Source organism: Bradyrhizobium sp. CW1, assembly GCF_023100665.1.
Lineage (GTDB): Bacteria > Pseudomonadota > Alphaproteobacteria > Rhizobiales > Xanthobacteraceae > Bradyrhizobium > Bradyrhizobium canariense_D.
In genome coordinates this window covers 1,829,818-1,850,996 of sequence record NZ_CP064684.1, presented here as the reverse complement: position 1 = coordinate 1,850,996, position 21,179 = coordinate 1,829,818, and the positions used below count along the sequence as shown (strand labels likewise).

General features: G+C 64.8%; 18 protein-coding genes. 3 read left to right on the top strand and 15 right to left on the bottom strand.

All coding sequences use genetic code 11. From position 1 onward, the window contains the following. Position 1: 1 nt before the first annotated feature. The 9 genes from IVB54_RS09045 to IVB54_RS09005 form a co-directional block, all read right to left on the bottom strand. Positions 2-1,492, bottom strand: a complete 1,491-nt coding sequence (locus IVB54_RS09045; protein WP_085352025.1) for an amidase family protein — start codon at positions 1,490-1,492, stop codon at positions 2-4. Positions 1,493-1,509: 17 nt separating this feature from the next. Beyond that, complete coding sequence (locus tag IVB54_RS09040) at positions 1,510-2,307, bottom strand: xanthine dehydrogenase family protein subunit M (protein WP_247777169.1); 798 nt, start codon at positions 2,305-2,307, stop codon at positions 1,510-1,512. 11 nt (positions 2,308-2,318) lie between these two features. After that, the gene (locus IVB54_RS09035) at positions 2,319-4,706 is read right to left on the bottom strand and encodes a xanthine dehydrogenase family protein molybdopterin-binding subunit (protein WP_247295049.1); all 2,388 of its coding nucleotides are present in this window, start codon (positions 4,704-4,706) and stop codon (positions 2,319-2,321) included. 2 nt (positions 4,707-4,708) lie between these two features. Continuing rightward, positions 4,709-5,200, bottom strand: a complete 492-nt coding sequence (locus IVB54_RS09030; RefSeq protein WP_247295051.1) for a (2Fe-2S)-binding protein — start codon at positions 5,198-5,200, stop codon at positions 4,709-4,711. A 21-nt stretch (positions 5,201-5,221) separates the two neighbouring features. Next, on the bottom strand, positions 5,222-6,328 hold the full coding sequence (locus IVB54_RS09025) for an ABC transporter ATP-binding protein (RefSeq protein WP_085395710.1): 1,107 nt from the start codon (positions 6,326-6,328) through the stop codon (positions 5,222-5,224). 8 nt (positions 6,329-6,336) lie between these two features. Further along, on the bottom strand, positions 6,337-7,239 hold the full coding sequence (locus IVB54_RS09020) for an ABC transporter permease (RefSeq protein WP_018454025.1): 903 nt from the start codon (positions 7,237-7,239) through the stop codon (positions 6,337-6,339). Then, positions 7,236-8,153 carry an ABC transporter permease gene (locus IVB54_RS09015; RefSeq protein ID WP_085361515.1) on the bottom strand — a complete coding sequence of 306 codons (918 nt, stop codon included), beginning with the start codon at positions 8,151-8,153 and terminating at the stop codon, positions 7,236-7,238. The genes IVB54_RS09020 and IVB54_RS09015 overlap by 4 nt, the downstream gene beginning before the upstream one ends. Before the next feature lie 55 nt (positions 8,154-8,208). Next, complete coding sequence (locus IVB54_RS09010; RefSeq protein ID WP_247295053.1) at positions 8,209-9,558, bottom strand: extracellular solute-binding protein; 1,350 nt, start codon at positions 9,556-9,558, stop codon at positions 8,209-8,211. Between the two features lie 195 nt (positions 9,559-9,753). Further along, positions 9,754-11,055, bottom strand: coding sequence for an MFS transporter (locus tag IVB54_RS09005; protein ID WP_204512143.1), 1,302 nt, complete (start codon positions 11,053-11,055; stop codon positions 9,754-9,756). Positions 11,056-11,407: 352 nt separating this feature from the next. Between IVB54_RS09005 and IVB54_RS09000 the strand changes: the two genes are divergently transcribed. From IVB54_RS09000 to IVB54_RS08990, 3 genes are read left to right on the top strand one after another with little or no spacing between them, the layout of a single operon-like run. Beyond that, a complete protein-coding gene (locus IVB54_RS09000; RefSeq protein ID WP_085351926.1) occupies positions 11,408-12,622 on the top strand; it encodes an ABC transporter substrate-binding protein in 1,215 nt (404 codons plus the stop codon). 7 nt (positions 12,623-12,629) lie between these two features. Continuing rightward, complete coding sequence (locus IVB54_RS08995) at positions 12,630-14,357, top strand: FAD-dependent oxidoreductase (RefSeq protein WP_085385314.1); 1,728 nt, start codon at positions 12,630-12,632, stop codon at positions 14,355-14,357. Between the two features lie 17 nt (positions 14,358-14,374). Continuing rightward, the gene (locus tag IVB54_RS08990) at positions 14,375-15,169 is read left to right on the top strand and encodes an IclR family transcriptional regulator (RefSeq protein ID WP_085361518.1); all 795 of its coding nucleotides are present in this window, start codon (positions 14,375-14,377) and stop codon (positions 15,167-15,169) included. 1 nt (position 15,170) lies between these two features. On the opposite strand, the gene IVB54_RS08985 is transcribed toward IVB54_RS08990, so the two are convergent. The 6 genes from IVB54_RS08985 to IVB54_RS08960 form a co-directional block, all read right to left on the bottom strand. Beyond that, positions 15,171-15,944 carry an SDR family oxidoreductase gene (locus IVB54_RS08985; RefSeq protein WP_085351929.1) on the bottom strand — a complete coding sequence of 258 codons (774 nt, stop codon included), beginning with the start codon at positions 15,942-15,944 and terminating at the stop codon, positions 15,171-15,173. A gap of 58 nt (positions 15,945-16,002) precedes the next feature. Continuing rightward, positions 16,003-16,593 carry a thiamine pyrophosphate-dependent enzyme gene (locus IVB54_RS08980; RefSeq protein WP_143273367.1) on the bottom strand — a complete coding sequence of 197 codons (591 nt, stop codon included), beginning with the start codon at positions 16,591-16,593 and terminating at the stop codon, positions 16,003-16,005. Continuing rightward, positions 16,593-17,132 carry a thiamine pyrophosphate-binding protein gene (locus tag IVB54_RS08975; protein WP_085351930.1) on the bottom strand — a complete coding sequence of 180 codons (540 nt, stop codon included), beginning with the start codon at positions 17,130-17,132 and terminating at the stop codon, positions 16,593-16,595. The genes IVB54_RS08980 and IVB54_RS08975 overlap by 1 nt, the downstream gene beginning before the upstream one ends. 323 nt (positions 17,133-17,455) lie before the next feature. Then, on the bottom strand, positions 17,456-18,199 hold the full coding sequence (locus tag IVB54_RS08970) for an aspartate/glutamate racemase family protein (protein WP_085351931.1): 744 nt from the start codon (positions 18,197-18,199) through the stop codon (positions 17,456-17,458). 9 nt (positions 18,200-18,208) lie between these two features. Next, a complete protein-coding gene (locus tag IVB54_RS08965) occupies positions 18,209-19,474 on the bottom strand; it encodes an FAD-binding oxidoreductase (protein WP_085351932.1) in 1,266 nt (421 codons plus the stop codon). Positions 19,475-19,477: 3 nt separating this feature from the next. After that, a complete protein-coding gene (locus IVB54_RS08960; RefSeq protein WP_247295055.1) occupies positions 19,478-21,139 on the bottom strand; it encodes a thiamine pyrophosphate-binding protein in 1,662 nt (553 codons plus the stop codon). Between the last annotated feature and the right edge of the window lie 40 nt (positions 21,140-21,179).

Genomic DNA, 21,179 nt, shown 5'->3' with positions numbered 1-21,179 from the left:
CTCACGCCTTCGCGCGGGCACGATCCGGTTCGCGCAACGCCAGCTGCGGCCAGAACGCCGCCCATGGCTGGGCCGCTTCGAACGCAGCGGCGATGCGGAAGATCGTGGGCTCGTCGAGCCAGGGAGCGACGATCTGCAAGCCGATCGGCAGCCCATCGCGATCGAAGCCGCAGGGCAGCGTCGCGGCCGGAAGGCCGGCGAGATTGATCGGCCAGGTGAAGGGCGACCAGCCGAGATGCGGATCGACATTGCCGCCGTCGATCGTGTCGACGCCGAGGCGGCCGGCCTCGAACGCGGTCACCGCGACGGTCGGCGTCACCAGCGCATCGACGCGCTCGAACAGCTTCAGGAAGCTGCTGCGAGCCTGGGCGCGGCGATACCCTGCTTCGATATAGTCCGTGCCGCTGTAGCGCCTGCCGGCACTGATGACGTCAAGATAATCTGCTTCGGAGCTGGCGAGATCGGCCGTGGTCTTGCTCGAGACCGCGCCCGCCTGTTCGGTAAAGGCGATCGGCTTCAGCGTGTGCTCCAGGATCCCGGGATCGAGGCCCGGACCATCCATGGTGACCTGCGCGCCGCAGGCATCGAGAATGGCCAGCGCCTTGCCGAACGCCGCGCGCACATCGGGGCTGACCGCGGCGTAGCCGAGATCGACGCTGGCGCCGATGCGAATGCCGTTCAACGGCGCGGCCTTCGTATCGAACCGACGCGCCGCCACCGGCAGGCTCGCGGGATCGCGCAGATCGTAAGCAGCGATGATCTCCAGCGTCAGCGCGGCATCCGCGACCGTGCGCGTAATCGGCCCAGTATGCGCGAGCGAGCCCCAGGACGGTGGCGAGAAGCCGGGCGAACGGGGCACCAGGCCAAAGGTCGGCTTCAGGCCAAACACACCGCAGAAGGACGAGGGCACGCGGATCGAGCCGACCCCATCGGTTCCGATCGCGATCGGACCGCAGCCGGCGGCAACGCCCGCCGCCGCGCCGCCGCTCGATCCGCCACTGGTGCGACCCGGGTTCCAGGGATTGCGCGTGGTGCCGGTGACCGGGCTGTCCGCCGTCAACTTGTAACCGGACTCGCAGGTCGTGGTCTTGCAGGTGACGATCGCACCCGCTTCCTTCAGCGCTGAGACAACCGCCGCGTCGACATCGGGCACGAACGCCTTGTTCATCGGTGAGCCGCCATAGGCCGGCACGCCCGCGACAAAGACCAGGTCCTTGATCGTGACGGGGACACCGGCGAGCGCTCCCTTGGTCTCGCCGGCGCGCATCTCCCTGGTGAGACGGTCGGCCTCCGCCCTCGCCTGCCCGTACATCGGCGTCACCACCGCGTTGCAGGCCTCGTTCGTCGCCTCCAGTGCGGCAATGGTGTCGTCGACGACATCGCGCGGAGTGAACGCCTTGCGCCGGTAGCCGGCCAGGATCTCGGTTGCGGAAAGCGAGCCAAGGCCAGTCGGCACCGGCGGGAAGGCCGTTCGGCCGGAACCATCAGTCATCATCAACCCTAAAAGAGCTAGCTGAGCGCCGCGTCGACGGCGCGCTTGGCCATGACCGTGACGAGATGTGCACGGTAGTCGGCTTCGGCGTGGACATCGGAGGTGAGACCGTCGGTGTCGATCCTGATCGCCGCGATCGCGGACGGATCGAAATTTCGCGACAGTGCTTCTTCCATCGGGGGAACGCGGAATACGCCGGAGCCCGCGCCGGTCACGGCCACGCGAACACCATCGGCGAATTTCGCGACGAACACGCCGACCAGCGCATAGCGCGACGCCGGCGCCTTGAACTTGGCGTAGCCCGCCCTGAGCGGCACGGGAAAGCGGATCGCCGTGATGATCTCGCCAGGTTCAAGCGCGGTCTCGAACAGACCACGGAAGAACCCGTCGGCCGCGATCTCGCGCGTGCTGGTGACGATGGTCGCGCCCAATCCGAGCACACCTGCCGGATAATCGGCCGACGGATCGTTGTTCGCGACGGAGCCACCGATAGTGCCGCGGATGCGTACGGCGGGATCGCCGATCATCGAGGCCAGCGCGGCGAAACCCGGGATCTTCGTCTGCACCAGCTTCGAGGCTGCTACCATGCCATGTGGCGTCATTGCACCGATGGTGATGGTGCCGCCGTCGTTGGTGATGCCCTTCAGATCTCCGAGCCTCGACAGGTCGACTAGGGCTGGCGGACTGGCGAGCCGCTGCTTCAGCGTCGGGATCAGCGTCATGCCGCCGGCGAGGAGCTTGCTGTCTTCGATCGAGGTCAGCAGTTTGGCAGCGTCGGGAATCCGGTCCGGCTGGTGATAGGCAAACGGCTTCATTGTCATCCTCCCTATTCCGCAGCGACCGGCAGCGACGCGTTCTGCAGCAGGCGCCAGATCCGGTTCGGCGTTGCCGGCATGTCGACATGGGTGACGCCGAGATGCGACAGCGCATCGACCACCGCGTTGATGACGGCGGCCGGCGAACCGATGGTGCCGACCTCGCCGCAGCCCTTCACGCCCATCGGCGTGTGCGTACACAGCGTCGAATGGGTCGCGATGTTCATCATCGGCATGTGGTCGGCGCGCGGCATGCAATAGTCCATCAGCGAGCCCGATAGCAGCTGGCCCGAGCCCTCGTCATAGACCGCGTTCTCGTACAGCGCCTGACCGACGCCCTGCACGATGCCGCCGTGCAACTGGCCCTCCACGATCATCGGGTTGATGACAGTGCCGACGTCGTCCACCGCGGTGTAATTGACCAGCGTCACCGTGCCGGTCTCCGGGTCGATCTCGACCTCGGCAATGTGGCAGCCGCCGGGATAGGTGAAGTTGACGGGATCATAATAAGCCTGCTCTTCGAGCCCCGGCTCCAGCACTTCGAGCGGATAGTCGTGCGGCACGTAGGCGGCGCCCGCGATCTCCTCGAACGTCCTCATGCGGTCGGTGCCCGCGACCGAGAATTTTCCGGCCTCGAACTGGATATCCACTTCGGCCGCTTCAAGCAGATGCGCCGCGATCTTCTTGCCTTTCGCGACCACCTTGTCCGTCGCCTTCGACAGCGCCGCGCCGCCGACCACCAGCGATCGCGAGCCATAGGTACCCATGCCAAACTGCACGCGATCGGTATCGCCGAACACGATGTCGACATTGTCAAACGCGACGCCGAGCTTTTCCGAGACGATCTGCGCGAACGTCGTCTCGTGGCCCTGGCCGTGATTGTGCGTGCCGATCATGACCGTGACCTGGCCGGTCGGATGCACCCGCACGGTGGCACTCTCATAGAGCCCGCCACGCGCGCCCAATCGCCCCGCGAAGCGTGACGGCGCGAGGCCGCAGGCCTCGACATAGGTCGAGTAGCCGAGTCCACGGAATTTGCCCCTGCGCGCCGACTCCGCCTTGCGGATACCGAAGTTCTTGACGTCGGCCGCGACAAGAGCGCCGTCGAGACACCCCATCGGATCGCCGGAATCGTACTGCACCAGCACCGGCGTCTGATACGGGTAGGCCCCCTTCGGGATCATGTTGCGTCGGCGGATCTCGACGCGGTCGATGCCCATCTCGCTGGCTGCGACGTCGACGATGCGCTCCAGCACGAAGGTCGCCTCGGGTCGGCCCGCGCCGCGATACGCGTCGACCGGAACCGTGTTCGTGAACACCACCTTCACGTTGCAGTAGATCGCTGGCGTGGTGTAGACGCCGCCGAGCAGCGGTCCGTAGAGATTGGTCGGGATGTTCGGTCCGAAGGTCGAGAGATAGCCGCCCATATTGGCGAGCGTGTTGACACGGAAGGCCAGAAATTTTCCGGTCTCGTCCAGTGCGAGTTCGGCCTCGGTGACGTGATCGCGGCCGTGGCGATCGGAGACGTAGCCTTCCGACCGGCTCGCGACCCATTTGATCGGCCGCATCACGCGCTTGGCGGCCCAGGTAATCACGGCCTCTTCGCCGTAGTGGAACTGCTTGACGCCAAAGCCGCCGCCGACATCGGGCGCGACCACGCGTAGCTTGTGCTGCGGAATGTTCAGCACCAGCGCGCCCATCAGGAAGCGCACGACATGCGGGAACTGGCTGGTGGTCCAAAGCGTGAAGCGATCCGTGCCGGGCTCGTATTCGGCGATCGCCGCGCGCGGCTCCATCGGGTTGCCGATCAACCGGTTGTTGACGAGGCTGAGCTTTGCGACATGGGCCGCCTTCCGGAAGGCGGTCTCGACCGCGGCCTTGTCGCCGAGCTCCCAATCGCAACAGATGTTGTTCGGAACGTCGTCGAACAGTTGCGGCGCGCCGGGCCGCACGGCTTCGAGCACGCCGACCACCGAGGGCAGCACCTCGTAATCGACTGTCAGCAGCTCGGCTGCCGCGCCGGCCTGCGCCGGCGTCTCCGCGACGACGAAAGCCACCATGTCGCCGACGAAGCGCACCTTGCCCTGCGCCAGCATCGGGAACGGCGGCTCCTTCATCGGCACGCCCTTGGCATCCGAGATACCCCAGCCGCAGGGCAGCGAGCCCAGCTTGTCGGCGGCGGCATCCTCGCCGGTCAGCACCGCGATGACGCCGGGCGATGCCAGGGCCGCACTCTTGTCGATGCCGCGCAGGATCGCGTGTCCGTGCGGCGAGCGCACGAACACACCCGCCGTCATGCCCGGACGCTTGATGTCGGAGACGTAACTGCCGCGTCCGGTGAGGAAGCGCTGGTCCTCTTTCCGTTTAGGTGAAGCGCCGATCCCGATCACATGGCCCATGGTCACTCTCCCTTGGCCACGTTCATGGCGGCGGCGCCTGCCATGACCGAGATGACGATGTTCTGATAGCCGGTGCAGCGGCAGATATTGCCTTCGAGGCCGTGACGGACGTCGACCTCCGTCAGGTTCGGCTTCTCGGCCGCGAGCGCCACCGCCGTCATCAGCATGCCGGGTGTGCAAAAGCCGCATTGCAGACCGTGATGCTCGCGAAATGCCTCTTGCATCGGATGCAGCCGGTTCGAACCCGGCACACCTTGCAGGCCCTCGATGGTGAGCAGCGTCGCACCGTCGAGCGCGGGCGCAAGCAGCGTACAGCTCTTCACCGGCAGGCCGTCGAGGTGCACGACACAGGCGCCGCACTGGCTGGTGTCACAGCCGATATGGGTGCCGGTGAGGTTGAGCCGCTCGCGCAGCAGCTCGGCGACCAGCGTCGCCGGTTCGACATCCACAGTTGTCGGCCGTCCGTTGAGTGTGAAGGATATCTGCACGATCATACTCCTGTGCGCGACGGGTCTTTAGGCGAGTGGAAGCGCGCTGCCGGTGGCCCATGTGGCCATCACGACATCGCCGACGGTGAAGGGATCCGCGAAGAAAGTCTTTTCCGGCACGTAGGCCACGAACGCGTCGTCCGGCACGGTGTCGAGCATGACCTTGACGAAATAGCCCTGGTATTCGATCGCGAGCACGCGACTCGGCAGCGAGGTGGAGCAGCCCGGCGGCAGCGCCCTGCCCGGCCGGACCAGCGCGACATCGTCGCGGCGCACGGCGATGTCGATCTTGTCGCCGACGCTGACCGTGGACCGCGCCTGAAGCGGGACCTCGATGCCATCAGGCGCGGCCTGTGCGAGCGTAAAGGTCGAACCGTTGACCTTCTCGACCCGTCCCGACAGCACGTTCTGCCCGCCCATGAACTCGGCGACGTAACGATCATGCGGATGGGCGTAGACATCGCGTGCCGCGCCCGCCTGCTTGATTCTGCCTTGCTCCATCACCACCACGAGATCGGCGAGCGCGATCGCCTCGAGCTGGGTGTGGGTCACGTGGACGAAGGTGATGCCGAGCTCCTGCTGCATTCGCCTGAGCTCCTGACGCATCTGCACGCGGAGCTGTTCGTCGAGCGCGGACAGCGGCTCGTCGAGCAACAGGACCCTCGGCTCGGTGATCGCGGCACGCGCCAGCGCCACGCGCTGCTGCTGGCCGCCGGAGAGCTGCGCTGGAAGGCGGTCGGCGAATTGCGTCAGATGCACCTTCTCGATCATGGCATCGGCTGCGCGGAGGCGATCGGCCTTCGACATGCCGCGCACGCGGAGCGCAAAGGCGATGTTCTCGCGCACGGTGAGATGCGGGAACAACGCGTAGGACTGAAACATCATCGCGGTGCGCCGCTGCACCGGCGCGAGCCCGACGACGTTCTGGCCGCCGATCACGATCTCGCCGGCGGTCGGGTCCTCGTGGCCGGCGATCATGCGCAGTATCGTGGTCTTGCCGCAGCCGGAGGGGCCGATGAAGCAGCAATAGGCGCCGTCGGCGATCTTGAGGTTGACGCCGTCGACCACATTGCCGACTCCGTCAAAGCTCTTGCAGACGCCCGCCAGTTCGATATCGCCGCGATCGCTCTTCATTTCCCAGCTCAACCCTTTGTGCTGCTGCCGCGCTTCTTCTGGATCAGCACGATGCTGCCCAGGCTCGCGCCGATGACAATGAAGGAGACGATGGTAGTCACGGTGCCGAGCGCATAGAGCGAAGGCGAGGTGACGTTCAGCGTCATGCTCCAGATCTCCAGCGGCAGCGTGTTGAGCGAGCCCGCGGTCTGGAGGCTGCGGGCGAACTCGTCGTAGGAGAGCGTGAAGCCGAACAGCGCGACCGCCACCAGGCCGGGTGCCAGCACCGGGATCATCACCAGCCGGATCGACTGCCAACGGCTGGCGCCGAGGTCGTAGGCCGCCTCCTCCCAGACGTGGTTGAAGCGCGACATCACCGCGAACATCACGAGCACGCCGAACGGCAGCGTCCATGACAGTTGCGCGCCGAGCGCCGAGGTGTACCAGCTCGCATTGAGGCCGAGGGCCTGGAACAACAGACCGGTACCGAGGCCGAGCACGAGTCCCGGTGCGACCAGGCTGCCGATCATCATGTAGAACACGACGGTGTCGCCGCGAAAGCGCTTGCGAAAACCGAGCCCGGCCAGGAACGACACCACCACTGTGATGATAGTGACGATGATCGCGAGCTTGATCGAACGATCGAACGAGCCCTTGACGTCGCCGGTCCGCACTTGGGTGAAGAGATCGACGAACCAGTGCAGCGAAGTGCCCTTCATCGGGAACACGAGGCCGCCACGGATGTCCTGGAACGACAGGACGTAGATACAGAACATCGGGCCGTACAGCGCAATCACATAGAACGCGAACAGTGTCGCCAGAACATAGAACGTCCACGGCCGACCGCCCTTGCTCGGCGCAATCGCCTTTGTCACCGGCGCGATCGCCTTTGACACATCAGCCTTGGGCATGTCGGCGAGAACCGCACTCATCGCGTGATCTCCTGCCTGATGTCGACCGTGCGCAGGATCAGCGAGACGATCGCGACCAGCACCAGCGTCAGCAATACTGCGCTCGCCGCCGCGGTCGGATATTGCAGCACGCCGACATCCTCGTAGAAGGCGCTGACCACAGAGGCCGAGCCGCCGCCGGACATCACCTTGACCACGAAGAAATCGCCCATCACGATCGAGACGACGAAGATGGTGCCGAGGGCGATGCCGCTCTTGGACATCGGCACCACGATCAGCCGCATGATGTCGAAACGACTGGCGCCGGCATCGATCGCGGCCTCGATCAGCTTCTTGTCGATCCGTGCCATGGAATTGAAGATCGGCACGATCATGAAAATGGTGAGCTGATGGACATAGGCGATGACCACCGCAAGGTCGGAGAACAGCAGCACCTCAAGCGGCTGGCGGATCACACCGAGTCCCAGCAGCGCCTGGTTGATCAGGCCTTCCTTGCCGAGCAGCGGAATCCAGGAAATCATCCGGATGATGTTCGAGGTCCAGAACGGCACCGTGCAGAGCAGGAACAGGCCAATCGCCAGTAGTTGGTTGCGGACGTGGAAAACCAGGAAGTATGCGACGAAGAAGCCGATGATCAGCGTGAAGATCCAGGTCAGCAACGTGAACTTGATCGTCGCCAGATACAGCTTCAGCGTCAGCGCCGAATGCAGCACCTCGACATAGCTTGCGAGCGTGAAGCCCGGCGTCAGCCCGCCGAAGCCGTCGGTGGCGAAGAAGCTCGCGGCCAGCACGACCAGGATCGGCGCCACGAAGAACGGTACAAGCACCAGCACGAGCGGCGACACGTAGAGCCAGCCGGCGAGATTTGCGCGTGGTGGGGTTTGAGCTGGACTAAGACTTGGCTGCATGTCGGCAAACGCCTCGAAGTCGGTCATTTGGCACCGGCGCATCGCCGCGCCGGCGCTTCGTTCACGTCAGGGAAAGCAGGTTTCAGGCCACCTTGAAGTCGTTCCAGCGCTTGTTCATGTAGGCGGCTTCGTCCATCAGCGTGTTCCAGCAGGAGATGTTCTTGACGCGGTCGAGGAACGAGCCGCCGTCACGCTTGGTGCCGCTCTTCTCCATCGGCACGCCATAGGGGTCGTTGACCACCTCGGGCGCGGGCTGGCCCTCGTACCAGAACGCCCATTCGGCCGCCGTGAGGAATTTCTTCGCAGTCGAAGGGACCGGGCTGTAATAGCCGTAGCGCGCGACGAAACCGCCCTGCCAGCCCGACAGATACCAGTTGAGATATTCGTAGGCCGCGTCCAGCTTCCTGCCGGAGAGATGTTTCATCAGGCCCATGCCGTTGCACCAGCCGCGATAGCCTTCCTTTCCGTTCTTGATGTTGACCGGCGCGTAGACGCAGGGGATTTCCTTCACGCGTACCGCGGCAACCGCCGGCGACCACATCGACTGGATGACCACTTCGCCCGCCGCCATCAGCTGCACCGACTGGTCGAAGGTGGTCCAGGTCGCGCGGAACTGGCCCTGCTTCTTGAGCTCGATCAGCTTGTTGCAGGTGAAGTCGATCTCCTCCTTGGTCATGTTGCCTTTGTTTCCGTACTTGATCAGCCCGGCGCTTTCGAAGCAGAGCGCGGCGTCCATGATGCCGATTGCGGGCACGTCGAGGATCGCGGCCTTGCCTTTGAATTTCGGATCGATCAGATCCTTCCATTCCGTGACTTCATGGCCGACGAGGTCGGGGCGATAGCCGATGGAGTCGGCGTTGTAGACCTGCGGCAGGAAGGTCGCCCATTCGGTCACGCCGTCGCTCAAATCGGTCGAATCGGGCTTGGCGATATACATGGCCTCGTAGGGCGAGATGCCCTGGCGCGGGATCTTGTGACCGTCGATCTCGCCCTTGGTAAAGATCGGCAGGATGTTGTCGAACTCCTTGACCTTCTTGACCTCGATGCCCTGGATCACGCCGCGCTTGGCAGCGAGCTTGGCCTGCCAGCCCTCGAGATCGGCGATATCGACCGTATTTGGCTGGCTTATGAAGCGGTTGATGGCGGCGGAAGTGTCGAGGTTCTGCATCGTCACCTTGAAGCCGAGATCCTTGGCCGCCTGGTCGCCGATCGCCTTCACCACCGAATAGGACACGCCGACATGGCGCAGCTCGATGTCCTTGATCTCCTGCGCCCAGATGGTTGGGAATCCGCGGATCGCGTCCGATCCTGCAGCCGCGCCGGCCACCGCCGCGGCGCCCTTCAACAGCGTGCGCCTGCTCAGCTTTTTCGCAGACTTGTCGCTCGTCCCCGCCGGATTGGCAGTGGATGTCCCCTTGTCCCTGTCAAGCATGGCAACCCTCGTTGGCTACAATGAACGTGCGCACCGGTCGCCATTGACCGGCTGCGGATGTGATCAATTGCGAGGGAGGCTATGGGCGGGAGGTCGTGAAGTAAAATTGGAAGTAAAAATTCGCTGCATAAACGCGGCTAATGATTCGCCCCGCTGCACCGGCTTTTGGCAACGCGCATAAGATGAAGGCGGCCCTCAGGACCTGAGCGAGTCCCGCGCGGTCTCCGGCGCTATCAACGTTGCGATGATGGTGATGACCGACAGTGCGATGATATACACCGACACCGGCCGGTACGAGGCGGCCCATGCAAGCAGTGCCGTCGCAATCAGCGGCGAGAAGCCGCCACTGAGCGCGGCGGCAACGTTGGCTCCCAGCGATGCGCCGCTATAGCGCACCTGGGTACGGAACAGCTCCGGCATGAAGGCCGCCTTCGGCCCGAACAACAGCGCATGCGTCAGTGTCATCGTCACGACGAGCGCGAGCGTGATCAGCGCAGGCTCCCTGGTGTCGAGGAACCAGAACAACGGAAACGCCAGCGCCACCGAGAACACGCCGCCGGCGAGATACAGCGCTTTGCGGCCGAAGATGTCGGACAGCCAGCCTGCGAGGGGCAGCGTCGCGAGCTCGACGAGCGCGGCATAGACCACCGCGTTGAGGATCACCTGCCGCGGAAGGCCGAGCTGCGTCGTGGCATAGACCACGGTGAAAACAGTGAGGAGATAAGCGAGCCCGACTTCGGACACCGTGATGCCGATCGCCAGCAGGAAGCTGCGCCAGTCGCGGCGCAGGACTTCCAGCACCGGCTGCGCCAGCACCTCCTTGCGCTCGAGCACCTCCTTGAAGTGCGGCGTCTCCGCGAGTTTCAGCCGCACGATGAAGCCGACACCGACGAGCAGGATGCTGATCAGAAACGGCACGCGCCAGCCCCAGCTCAGGAAGTCCGCTTCGGGCAGCTGCGTCATCAGACCGAAAATGCCGGTGGACGCGGCGACGCCGACGGGGAAGCCGATCTGCACCAGACTGCCGTAAAAGCCGCGGCGGTTGCCGGCGTGCTCGGCCACCATGACCACCGCGCCGCTCCACTCCCCACCGAGCCCGATGCCCTGGACGAAGCGCAAAATGACGAGGAAGATTGGCGCCCAGACGCCGATCTGGCTGTAGGTCGGCAGGCAACCGATCAGGAACGTGCCCAGTCCCATCGCGAACATGGTCGCGACCAGCATCTTCTTGCGGCCGAGCCGGTCGCCGTAATGCCCGATGATCGCACCGCCGATCGGCCGCGCGACAAAGCCGACCGCATAGGTCGAGAACGCCGCCAGCGTGCCGACCATGGGATCGAAACTCGGGAAGAACAGCTTGTTCAGCACGAGCGCCGCCGCCGTGCCGTAGATCAGGAAGTCGTACCACTCGATCGCGGTGCCGAGCGCGGCTGCCCACACCACATGCGCCGTCGTCGATTTCTCCGCCGCAGTGGAGACTCCCGATGCTGCCGTCATTGCCATCCGCCCCAAGATTCCTGGGCGACATGATGGCCAATCGTTGTGGCGGTTGCAACTTGCGGGAGTGTTAGTTCTCCCAAGATCAGAATGCGAGATTTTCGCGCCACTGCCTCCTCACTGTCGTCCCGGCGAAGGCCGGGACCCATAATCACAGGGAGGAGTTTGGCAAAGACCGGCGCCCCGGTACTGCGACCGCCCGACTTCGAGAGATCACGCGGTATGGGTCCCGGCCTTCGCCAAGACGACGCGGAGCCTTTATTCTCCATTGACAAACTTATTTGCTAATATCTAACTTGCTGCCACAATAACCGGCCGCGCCAAGCGCGCCCATAAACGAGAGGGAACGACGATGAGAGGGTTTTTGGCCTGCGCCATGCTCGCGGCCATGACTTCGGCTGCCATGACCACCGTTGCGAACGCGCAAATCTCCGACGACGCCGTGCGGATCGGCGTGCTGACGGATCTGTCGAGCTGGGGCCGCGACAACAGCGGGCCGGGCTCCGTGGAGGCCGCGAAAATGGCCTTGGAGGAATTCGGGCCCACCGTGCTCGGCAAGCCGATCGAGATCATCAGCGCCGATCACCAGATGAAGACCGATGTTGGCGTGCAGATTGTGCGCGGCTGGTTCGACAACGGCAAGGTCGATGCCGTCGTCGACATCCCCAATTCCGGCATCGCGATCGCCGTCCACAATATGGTGCGCGAGCGCAACAAGATTGCGCTGCTCTCCGGGCCCGGCGCGAGTTCGCTGACCGACGAGCTTTGCAGCCCGAACACCGTGCACTTCACCTACGATACCTACGCGCTGTCGAAGGTGACGGCCTCCGCCGTGATCAAGGAAGGCGGAAAATCCTGGTACTTCATCACCGCCGACTACGCCTTCGGGCAGCAGCTCGAGAAGGATGCCACGCGCTTCATCAACGAGATGGGCGGCAAGGTTTTGGGCGGCGTGAAGCACCCCACCAATACGGCCGATTTCTCGTCCTTTGCACTCCAGGCGCAAAGCTCGAAATCGGACGTCGTCGCTTTCGCCAATGCGGGCCAGGACACCGACAATGCCATCAAGCAGTCCGGCGAGTTCGGCCTGGTGCAGGGTGGCCAGAAGCTGGTCGGCCTCCTGATGTTCGACACCGATGTCCACGCGATCGGCCTCAAATCCGCGCAGGGTACCTACATGACCACGGCCTCGTACTGGAACATGGACGAGGCGACCCGCGCATGGTCGCGGAAATTCTACGAGCGCACCAAGGTGATGCCGACCATGATTCAGACCGGCGTCTACGGCTCGGTGCTGCATTATCTCAAGGCCATCAAGGCCGCCGGCACCGATGATCCCGCCAAGGCGATGGCCAAGATGCGCGAGCTGCCGATCGAGGATACATTCGTTCATGGCGGACGCTTGCGCGAGGACGGCCGCGTCATTCGCGACATGTATCTCGCCAAGGTGAAAACACCCGAGCAGTCCAAGGAACCGTGGGATTATTTGGAGATCATCAAGACGGTGAAGGGCGAGGACGCCTTCCGCCCGGTCTCCGAGTCGAAATGTCCGTTGCTCAAGAAGTGAGGCCTGCATGACCGGCAACGAGCGCAACGAGACTTACGAGTGCGATGTGCTCGTGGCCGGATCGGGCTGCTCCGGCATGTCGGCCGCCATCACCGCGCGCTATCGCGGCCTCGACGTGCTGATCGTCGAGAAGGAGCCGCGCTTCGGAGGCACCACCGCCCGCTCCGGCGGCTGGCTCTGGATTCCCGGTACCTCGCTGGCCAAGGCCTACGGCATCGAGGAGACACCGGAGCAGGCGCGGACTTACCTGCGGCACGAAGCCGGCAACAACTTTGAAGCCGCGCGCGTCGATGCATTCCTGAGCGCCGGGCCCGAGGCGATCGATTTTTTCACCAGCAAGACGGCGCTCCGTTTCGACATGCCGCTGGTGTTCCCGGACTACCACGCCGAGGCGCCCGGCGGCGCCCAGGGTGGTCGTTCGATGGTGGCGCGCCCGTTCGACGGCCGCGAACTCGGCGACCAGATCAAGACCCTCGGCATGCCCCTGCCCGAGCTGACCGTATTCGGCATGATGCTCGGATCCGGCAAAGACATCGTCCATTTCATGCGCGCGACGAAGTCCCTAAGCTCGGCGGTCTATGTCGCAAAGCGCCTGTCGCGGCATCTGATGGACGTACTGCGCTATGGCCGCGGCATGACGCTGACCAACGGCAATGCGCTCGCCGGGCGCCTGGCAAAATCGGCCCAGGACCTGAAGATACCGATGTGGCTGTCCTCGCCGGTGCGCGAGCTCACTGTCGAGAACGGCACTGTCACGGGCGCCATTGTCGCCCGCGACGGACGCGACGTCCGCATTCGTGCGAGACAAGGCGTCGTGCTCGCCTGCGGCGGTTTCCCGCATGATGTCGAACGGCGCAAGAAGATGTTCCCGCACGCGCCGACCGGGAACGAGCATTTTTCGCCGGGACCGACCGGCAACACCGGCGATGGGCTGCGGCTCGCAGAACGCGCCGGCGGACATGTCGAGGACAGGCTGCCGAACGCGGCAGCCTGGGTCCCGGTCTCGGTCACCAAGCGCAAGGACGGCTCACACGGCGTGATGCCGCATTTCATCGACCGCGCCAAACCCGGTGTGATCGCGGTGATGCGTGACGGCAAGCGCTTTGCCAACGAGGGCAATTCCTATCACGACTTCGTCCAGGCCATGGTCAAGGCGGCGAAACCCGGCGAGGAGATCGCGGCGTACCTGGTCTGCGATCACCAGACCCTGCGCAAATACGGCCTCGGCTGCGTGCCGCCGTTCCCGATGCCGCTGGGTCATCACCTCAAGACGGGATATCTCATGCGCGGCGAGACACTGGAGGCACTCGCGGCAAAAGCGGGTATCGATGCCAGCGCGTTTACCGAGACCGTCAAGCAGTTCAATGCGACCGCACCACAGGGACACGACGCCGCCTTCGGCAAGGGCTCAAAGGCCTATAACCGCTACCAGGGCGATGCGCTGCACGGCCCGAACCCCTGCGTCGCGCCGATCGAGAACGGCCCGTTCTACGCCATCAAGATGGTGGTCGGCGATCTCGGCACCTATGCCGGCATCGTCACCGACGAGAACGCGCGGGCGCTCGATGCGGAGGGACGGGTGATTCCCGGGCTCTATGCCGCCGGCAACGACATGGCGAGCATCATGGGCGGCAATTATCCGGGCGCCGGCATCACGCTTGGGCCGGCGCTGACCTTCGGCTACATTGCCGGCCGTCATCTCGCCGACAGCGCCGCCAAGCGCAACGCGGCGTAAGCCACGCCAGGAGGCGCATGAAAAGAGAGAGCCGCGGCATCCAGTCGATCGAGGTCGGCGGAGAATTGCTCCGCGCGCTTGCAAGATGCGGCGAGCCGATGATGCTGCGCGATCTCGCGCGCGAGGCCGGCATGACGCCGGCCAAAGCGCATCCCTATCTCGCCAGCTTCTCCCGCATCGGCCTGATCGAGCAGGACGAGACCACCGGCCGTTACGAGATCGGCGCGCTGGCGCTGGAGCTCGGCCTGATCAGCCTGCGCCGACTATCCGGCGTACGCATCGCAGGACCGAAGATCGCGGCGCTCGCAAGTCAGATCGGGCATGCGGTCTCGCTCGCGGTGTGGGGGACGCACGGCCCGACCGTGGTGCAGCTCGAAGAACCCGGCCAGCCCGTTCACATCGTGATGCGCGCCGGCTCGGTGATGGCACTGCTGGAGACGGCCACGGGCCGCGCCTTTGCGGCCTTCCTGCCGGAGAAGACGATCAACGCCGCGCTCGAAAGCGGCCTCGATCGTCATGGCGTCGGCTATAATCCGAAGCGCGCCGTGAAAGGCGCGAAGGTCACTGAGATGCTCACAGAGGTCCGCAAGCACGGCCTCGCCCGCGCGCTCGGCGACCCCCTGCCCGGCGTCAACGCATTCTCTGCGCCGGTGTTCGATCATTCCGGCCATGTCGCGCTGGTAATCACCGCGATGGGGCCGGAAGGCACTTTTGACGCGCGCTGGGACAGCCCGATCGCCCATGCGCTACGCGATTGCGCGGGCGGCATTTCGAAACGACTGGGTCACGGGATGACGGCTGCGGCGGAGTGATCTACTTCACCGGCACCGTGTAATTCAGAATCAACCGCCCACCATCTGGATAGATCGTCTGCCCCGTGATGTAGGACGCATCGTCACTCGCAAGAAACGCGACGACGGAGGCAACTTCGCTCGGCTCGCCGCCACGGCCGGCCGGCGTGCGTGACATCACGGTCTTGCGGGCATCTTCCGAGGTGTAGATGGACGATGCCACCATGTCGGTCAGAATCGTGCCCGGCCCGACCGCGACGACACGAATATTGTGCGGAGCGAGTGCGACGGCAGCGACCGAGGTGAGCTGCTTCATGCCGCCCTTGGACATGGCGTAGGTCGCAAGCGCCGGGATTGCCAGCAGTGCATTGACCGAGGACATGTTGATGATGACCCCGCCGCCGCCTTGCGCGATCATCTGCTTCGCCGCCGCCTGCACGCCGAAGAACGCGCCCTTCAGGTTGATGCCGATGATTTCATCGAATTCTTCTTCGGAGATCTCCAGGAGGTCCCGGTTGCGAGCGACGCCGGCATTGTTGACCATGATATCGAGCCGGCCGAACTCTTTTGCGGCAGTTGCGACCAGCTGGTCGACATCGGCACGCTTTGCGACATTGCCGACGACAGTGCGCAAGGCATCCGGTCGCGCGAGTTCGGCGGCCGTCGCGGCCAAGCCCTCGGCATCGACATCCGAGATGACGACCTTGACGCCGTCGTCCAGGAATCGCTTTGCGCAAGCCTTGCCGATACCGCGCGCCGCGCCGGTGATGGCGGCGACCTTGCCGGATAGTTTCATGGTCTCACTCCAGAGTAGCTGCTTCGACAGCAGACTGTCGCCGGGCGAGAAACCCGGCTCAGACCGACGCGAAGCTAAGATGAGCACGGAACCGGTTCTTGATAAAGACGGCATCGCGCGAGGGTAGCGAGCGCGGCGGATTTTCGGCCAGAACCTTGATGACAAAAAGGCGCGGGCCATCGGCCGGCTCGTCGAGCTGCGTCGCCAGACGTTCCACCTCCTCGAGCGTCCGCACGGTCCCGGTCGCGGCAAAGCCGCAGGCCACAGCGATCGCAGTGAGATCGACGCCGCGCCCGGTGTGGCTGGCCTGCATACCGGTCTCGCCAAAATGCTGGTTGTCGATCACGACGATGTCGAGATTGCGCGGGCGCGCGACGCCGATGGTGGCGATGCCGCCGAGGCCCATCAATTGCTCGCCATCCCCGGTCAAAGCGAGGACGCGCTTTCCCGGCTGGGCTTGCGCGAGGCCAAGCCCGATCAGCGCGGCGCCGCCCATGGCGCCCCAGAGATAGAAATTGCCGTCATGGTCGCCGACCGAATGAAGATCATAGGTCGGCGAGCCGAGGCCGGACACGACCAGCGTGTCCTTGCGATTCTTCAGGAGCGCGGCGACGGCGGCGCGGCGGTCGAGCTGAGCTTGCATTGGCATCACCACTTCTTCTTGCCGATCAGGCGCTGCCCGATCAGCACCGCGATCTGCTGATCGGAATCGTAGGCGAGCGCTGCGGCCGATTCCACGGTCTCGACCAGATCCTCCGCCGTCTCCGCGCGCATCACCTTCAAACCAATCGCTTCCAGCGAGGGCTGCGTCGCACGGCTCATCGGCACCTGCCAGGGATTGAACTCGGCCCATTCGCCGCGCATCGTCACCAGCATCAGCAGTGGAAATCGTCCGATCGCCGACAGCGACAGCATGTTGATGCAATTGCCGACCCCGCTCGACTGCATCAAGAGCACGCTACGCTGGCCGCCGAGCCAGGCGCCTGCGGCGATGGCGACGCCCTCCTCTTCCGTCGTCAGCACGTTGGTGGTGACGTCGCGGTCGGCGGAGAACAGGCGGATGAGCTGGCTGTGACCGGCATCGGGAACGTAGAACATCTGCCGCACGTCGGCGGCTTTCAGGATGCGGTAGAGCTCGGACGGCCAATCGTCTGCGCGCGTGTCGGGATTGGATTGAAGGCTGTGCACCGCTGGTCTCCGTGGATTTCGAGAGGCACTCTAGCGATGTTCAGGCGCCAAAGCTCTGACCGTCTGGCGCGATCAGGTATCGAGGGATTGTATAGCTGCCTCTTCCGCTGCCGGTGGGACAGCGCACGATGCGCATGGCTGCGCCCTCTCCCCTTGCGGGAGAGGACATCACCGCTGACAGATACAAACTCATTTGGGTGAGGGGTATCTCTCCGCGAACTCATCCGCATCCATATGCGCGGAGAGATATCCTCATCCGGCGCTTCGCGCCACCTTCTCCCGCACGGGAGAAGGAAGAGGAGTCATAGACAACTTCTCGACCTCTAGCCAAACTGGCGCGGCCGCAGCCCGGCATGAAACCAGGTGATCATGGAATAGATATCGTAGACGGGCAATCCGACCTCGGCCTGAAGCGCCGCTGCATAAGGCGGCATGTTGGTGCATTCCAGCACGATCGCGCCGACATCCGGGTTCCTGGCGATCAGCTCCTTGCCGGCCTCGACCACATCACGTTCGGCCTGCGCAATGTCCATGTCCTCCTTCTCGGCCTTGATCAAGACGCGGAAGAATTCCTTGCCGTGCTCGGTGCCGACCAGCGGCGTATCGAGCGGCACGCCGGCGCCTGCGAGATGGGCCGGCGTCAAGGTCGAACCGGATACCGTGACGAGGCCAACGCGCTTGCCCGGCGGCAAGGTCGCCTGCACCCACGGCACCTGCATCAGTGACGAGGTCGCAACGGGAACGCCGACCGCGGCCGCGATCTCCTTCTGGAACAGCGAGAGGAAGCCGCAATTGGTGGTGATGGCCTCGGCCCCGAGCCGCACCAGGTCCTTTGCCGCGTCGATGAAATCAGGCAGCAGACCGGCGGCGCCCTTCAATACCACCTTCTCGGGCGAAGCCCCGCTCACCACACGATAGAGCACGGGGAAGGGCCAGGTGGTGCCGTTGCCCATGTCGCCGGGAATGCGGGGAAAGCGCGCCTCCAGCATCAGGATGCCGAGCGGCGCTCCATAGATGGCCTTGCCGCCGCGGGCTATTCGGGGGGACGAGTTGGCTGGAGCGGTCATGATGCGATCTCAGAGAAAACGATCGGGCGAAAACGGTGCGAGCGGAATTTCCGGCGGCTTGCCGCTCAGAAGCTGGGCGACGAGACGACCGGTGCGGGCCGAGCCGACCAGGCCGATATGGCCGTGGCCGAAGGCATAGACGATGTCACGCGAGGCCCGCGCGTAACCGATGCAGGGACGTCCGTCCGGCATGCTCGGCCGATGGCCGAACCAGGTCTTGATACGCGAAGCCGGAATGTCCGTGGGCAGTTTCGGGAACATGCTGACGAGATGGTTGCGCAGGATCTCGGCGCGCTTCCAGTTCGGTGCGGCCTCGAGGCCGGCGATCTCGACCGTGCCGGCGGCGCGCAAACCCTTGTCGGTCCAGTTCACCACCATCTTCGCATCCGAGGCCATCATCGAGCTGCGCGGCCCCGATTCCGGATTCTCGATCATGACGTGATAGCCGCGCTCGGTCTCAAGCGGCAGCGGATCGCCGATGGACGCCGTGAGCCGCTTCGAATGCGCACCGGCGGCAATCACCGCGGCATCGCACGCAATCTCGCCGGTCTCGGTCAGGACAGCCACGAGCTTGTTGCCGGATAGCTTCAGCCCAATTGCCTTGGCCCGCACGAGCTTGGCGCCGCTTGCTAGGGCATGTTGCGCGAGCGCCGCGACATAGGCACCGGGATCGCGGCAGCGCCCGGCCTCCTCCACCACCACGCCAAAAGTGTAGCGCGGATGCAAATCCGGCTCGCGTTGACGCATCTCGTCGGACGAAAGCTCAAGCCATTCGACGCCGACGCGCTTGCGCACGCGCCAACCGAGATCGTTGTCGAAATTGCCGCGTGACGGGAAAACATGCATCACGCCGTTACGCTCGATCAATTCAGGGACGCCCGCCTCCTCCGCGAGCTTCCTGTGCAACTGCGGCGCGTCCTTCAGGAGGCCGCGTAGCGCGAAGGCCGTCGTCTCGACCCGCGCCTCGGTCCAGCCCGAGAGCAGATATTTGACCAGCCAGGGCAGCGCCTTCGGCAGATAAGACCAGCGGATCGCGAGCGGCCCGAGCGGGTCCACCAGATAACCCGGCACCTTCTTCCAGACACCGGGCTCGGCCGGCGGGATTACCGAATGCGAAGAGAGCCAGCCGGCATTGCCGTAGCTCGCCGCCTGTTCGCCACCGGGCTCGCCGGCGTCGATCAGCGTGACGCGATATCCCTCGCGCAGCGCCTCGATGGCGCTGATCACGCCGACCGCGCCGGCACCGATGATGGCGACGTGGCGGCCCTCCGACATCGCTTAAGCCTTCACCGCAGGGGCGAAGTCCTTGCCGACCGACATCGCGCGCGGATCGATGATGCAGTGGAGGATCGACGGCTTGCCCGAGGCGAGCGCACGCTCGAACGCCGGCGCGAACTCTTCGGTGCGCTCGACGCGCTCGCCATGGCCGCCGAACGCTTTTGCGTACATCGCAAAATCCGGGTTCTTGAGCTGGGTGCCGACCACGCGTCCCGGATAGTCGCGCTCCTGGTGCATGCGGATGGTGCCGTATTGCGCATTGTCGACGATGATGACGACGAGCGGCGCATCGTATTGCACGGCAGTCGCGAATTCCTGCCCGTTCATCAGGAAGCAGCCGTCGCCGGCGAACGCGATAACGGTGCGATCCGGATATTGCCGTTTCGCGAGCACCGCCGCCGGCACGCCATATCCCATCGAGCCCGAGGTCGGCGCGAGCTGGGCGGCAAAGCTGTGGAAGCGATGATGGCGATGGATCCAGCCGGCGTAGTTGCCGGCGCCGTTGCAGACGATCGCGTCCTTGGGCAGGCGATCGCGCAGCCAGGTCATGACCTGGCCGTACTGGAACGTGCCCGGCAGCTCGCGCGCCTTTTCGGTCCAGGCAAGATAGTCGGCATGCGCCTTGGCGGCCTCGCCCTTCCAGGCAACGGCGCCTGCCGGCTTCAGCGTCTCGACCGCGGCCGCGAAGGCGGCGGGCGTGGCCTGGATCGCGAGCTCAGGCTGATAGATGCGGCCGAGCTCTTCCGAGCCGGGATGAACGTGGATCAGCTTCTGCCGCGGGGTCGGAATGTCGAGCAGCGTGTAGGATGAGGACGGCATTTCCGACATGCGGCCGCCGATCAGCAAAATGACGTCGGCGTGGTCGAGGCGCGCCTTCAGGCTCGGGCTCGGCCCGATGCCGAGATCGCCGGCATAATGCGAGTGATCGGCGTCGATCAGCGAGGCCCGGCGGAAGGAGGTCGCGACCGGCAGGTCGAACCGCTCGGCAAAGCGCGCGATGCTCCGGGTCGCTTCATCCGTCCAGCGCGAGCCGCCAAGAATGACGAGCGGCGCCTTGGCGCTCGCAAGCATGGCGCCGACGCGCTCGATATCGGCAGGCGCCGGCCAGCTCACCGCCGGCTCGATGCGCATGGCGTCCGCAACGGCTGCGGTCTCGGTCAGCATGTTCTCGGGCAGCGAGATCACCACGGGACCGGGACGGCCCTGCATGGCGACGCGGAAAGCGCGCGCGACCAACTCCGGAATCCGGTCGGGACGATCGATCTCGACCGCCCATTTCGCCATGGTGCCGAACACCGCCTTGTAGTCGAGTTCCTGAAACGCCTCGCGCTCGCGCATGCCGGTGTCGACCTGACCGACGAACAGGATCATTGGCGTGGAATCCTGCATCGCGATGTGGACGCCGTGGCTCGCATTGGTGGCGCCGGGGCCGCGGGTGACGAAGCAGATGCCGGGACGCCCGGTGAGCTTGCCATAGGCTTCCGCCATCATCGCCGCACCGCCTTCGGCGCGGCAGATCATGACGTCGATCGGGCTGTCGTGCAGCGCGTCCAGCGCCGCCAGATAGCTCTCGCCCGGCACGCAGGTGACGCGCTCGACGCCCTGGGCGACGAGCTGATCGATCAGGATCTGGCCCCCGGTGCGGGCGTTGCGAATGGTCATGACGGCTCCCTCAAGGCTTTGGCGATGCGTTTCGCAGCTT

What these genes read in the sequence shown, in the direction of transcription:
- IVB54_RS08960 (WP_247295055.1), bottom strand. Translation starts at nt 21,139, where the DNA reads ATGACCATTCGCAACGCCCGCACCGGGGGCCAGATCCTGATCGATCAG.
- IVB54_RS09020 (WP_018454025.1), bottom strand. Translation starts at nt 7,239, where the DNA reads ATGAGTGCGGTTCTCGCCGACATGCCCAAGGCTGATGTGTCAAAGGCG.
- IVB54_RS09000 (WP_085351926.1), top strand. Translation starts at nt 11,408, where the DNA reads ATGAGAGGGTTTTTGGCCTGCGCCATGCTCGCGGCCATGACTTCGGCT.
- IVB54_RS09010 (WP_247295053.1), bottom strand. Translation starts at nt 9,558, where the DNA reads ATGCTTGACAGGGACAAGGGGACATCCACTGCCAATCCGGCGGGGACG.
- IVB54_RS08995 (WP_085385314.1), top strand. Translation starts at nt 12,630, where the DNA reads ATGACCGGCAACGAGCGCAACGAGACTTACGAGTGCGATGTGCTCGTG.
- IVB54_RS08980 (WP_143273367.1), bottom strand. Translation starts at nt 16,593, where the DNA reads ATGCCAATGCAAGCTCAGCTCGACCGCCGCGCCGCCGTCGCCGCGCTC.
- IVB54_RS08970 (WP_085351931.1), bottom strand. Translation starts at nt 18,199, where the DNA reads ATGACCGCTCCAGCCAACTCGTCCCCCCGAATAGCCCGCGGCGGCAAG.
- IVB54_RS09015 (WP_085361515.1), bottom strand. Translation starts at nt 8,153, where the DNA reads ATGACCGACTTCGAGGCGTTTGCCGACATGCAGCCAAGTCTTAGTCCA.
- IVB54_RS08965 (WP_085351932.1), bottom strand. Translation starts at nt 19,474, where the DNA reads ATGTCGGAGGGCCGCCACGTCGCCATCATCGGTGCCGGCGCGGTCGGC.
- IVB54_RS09045 (WP_085352025.1), bottom strand. Translation starts at nt 1,492, where the DNA reads ATGACTGATGGTTCCGGCCGAACGGCCTTCCCGCCGGTGCCGACTGGC.
- IVB54_RS08985 (WP_085351929.1), bottom strand. Translation starts at nt 15,944, where the DNA reads ATGAAACTATCCGGCAAGGTCGCCGCCATCACCGGCGCGGCGCGCGGT.
- IVB54_RS09005 (WP_204512143.1), bottom strand. Translation starts at nt 11,055, where the DNA reads ATGACGGCAGCATCGGGAGTCTCCACTGCGGCGGAGAAATCGACGACG.
- IVB54_RS08990 (WP_085361518.1), top strand. Translation starts at nt 14,375, where the DNA reads ATGAAAAGAGAGAGCCGCGGCATCCAGTCGATCGAGGTCGGCGGAGAA.
- IVB54_RS09025 (WP_085395710.1), bottom strand. Translation starts at nt 6,328, where the DNA reads ATGAAGAGCGATCGCGGCGATATCGAACTGGCGGGCGTCTGCAAGAGC.
- IVB54_RS09040 (WP_247777169.1), bottom strand. Translation starts at nt 2,307, where the DNA reads ATGAAGCCGTTTGCCTATCACCAGCCGGACCGGATTCCCGACGCTGCC.
- IVB54_RS09030 (WP_247295051.1), bottom strand. Translation starts at nt 5,200, where the DNA reads ATGATCGTGCAGATATCCTTCACACTCAACGGACGGCCGACAACTGTG.
- IVB54_RS09035 (WP_247295049.1), bottom strand. Translation starts at nt 4,706, where the DNA reads ATGGGCCATGTGATCGGGATCGGCGCTTCACCTAAACGGAAAGAGGAC.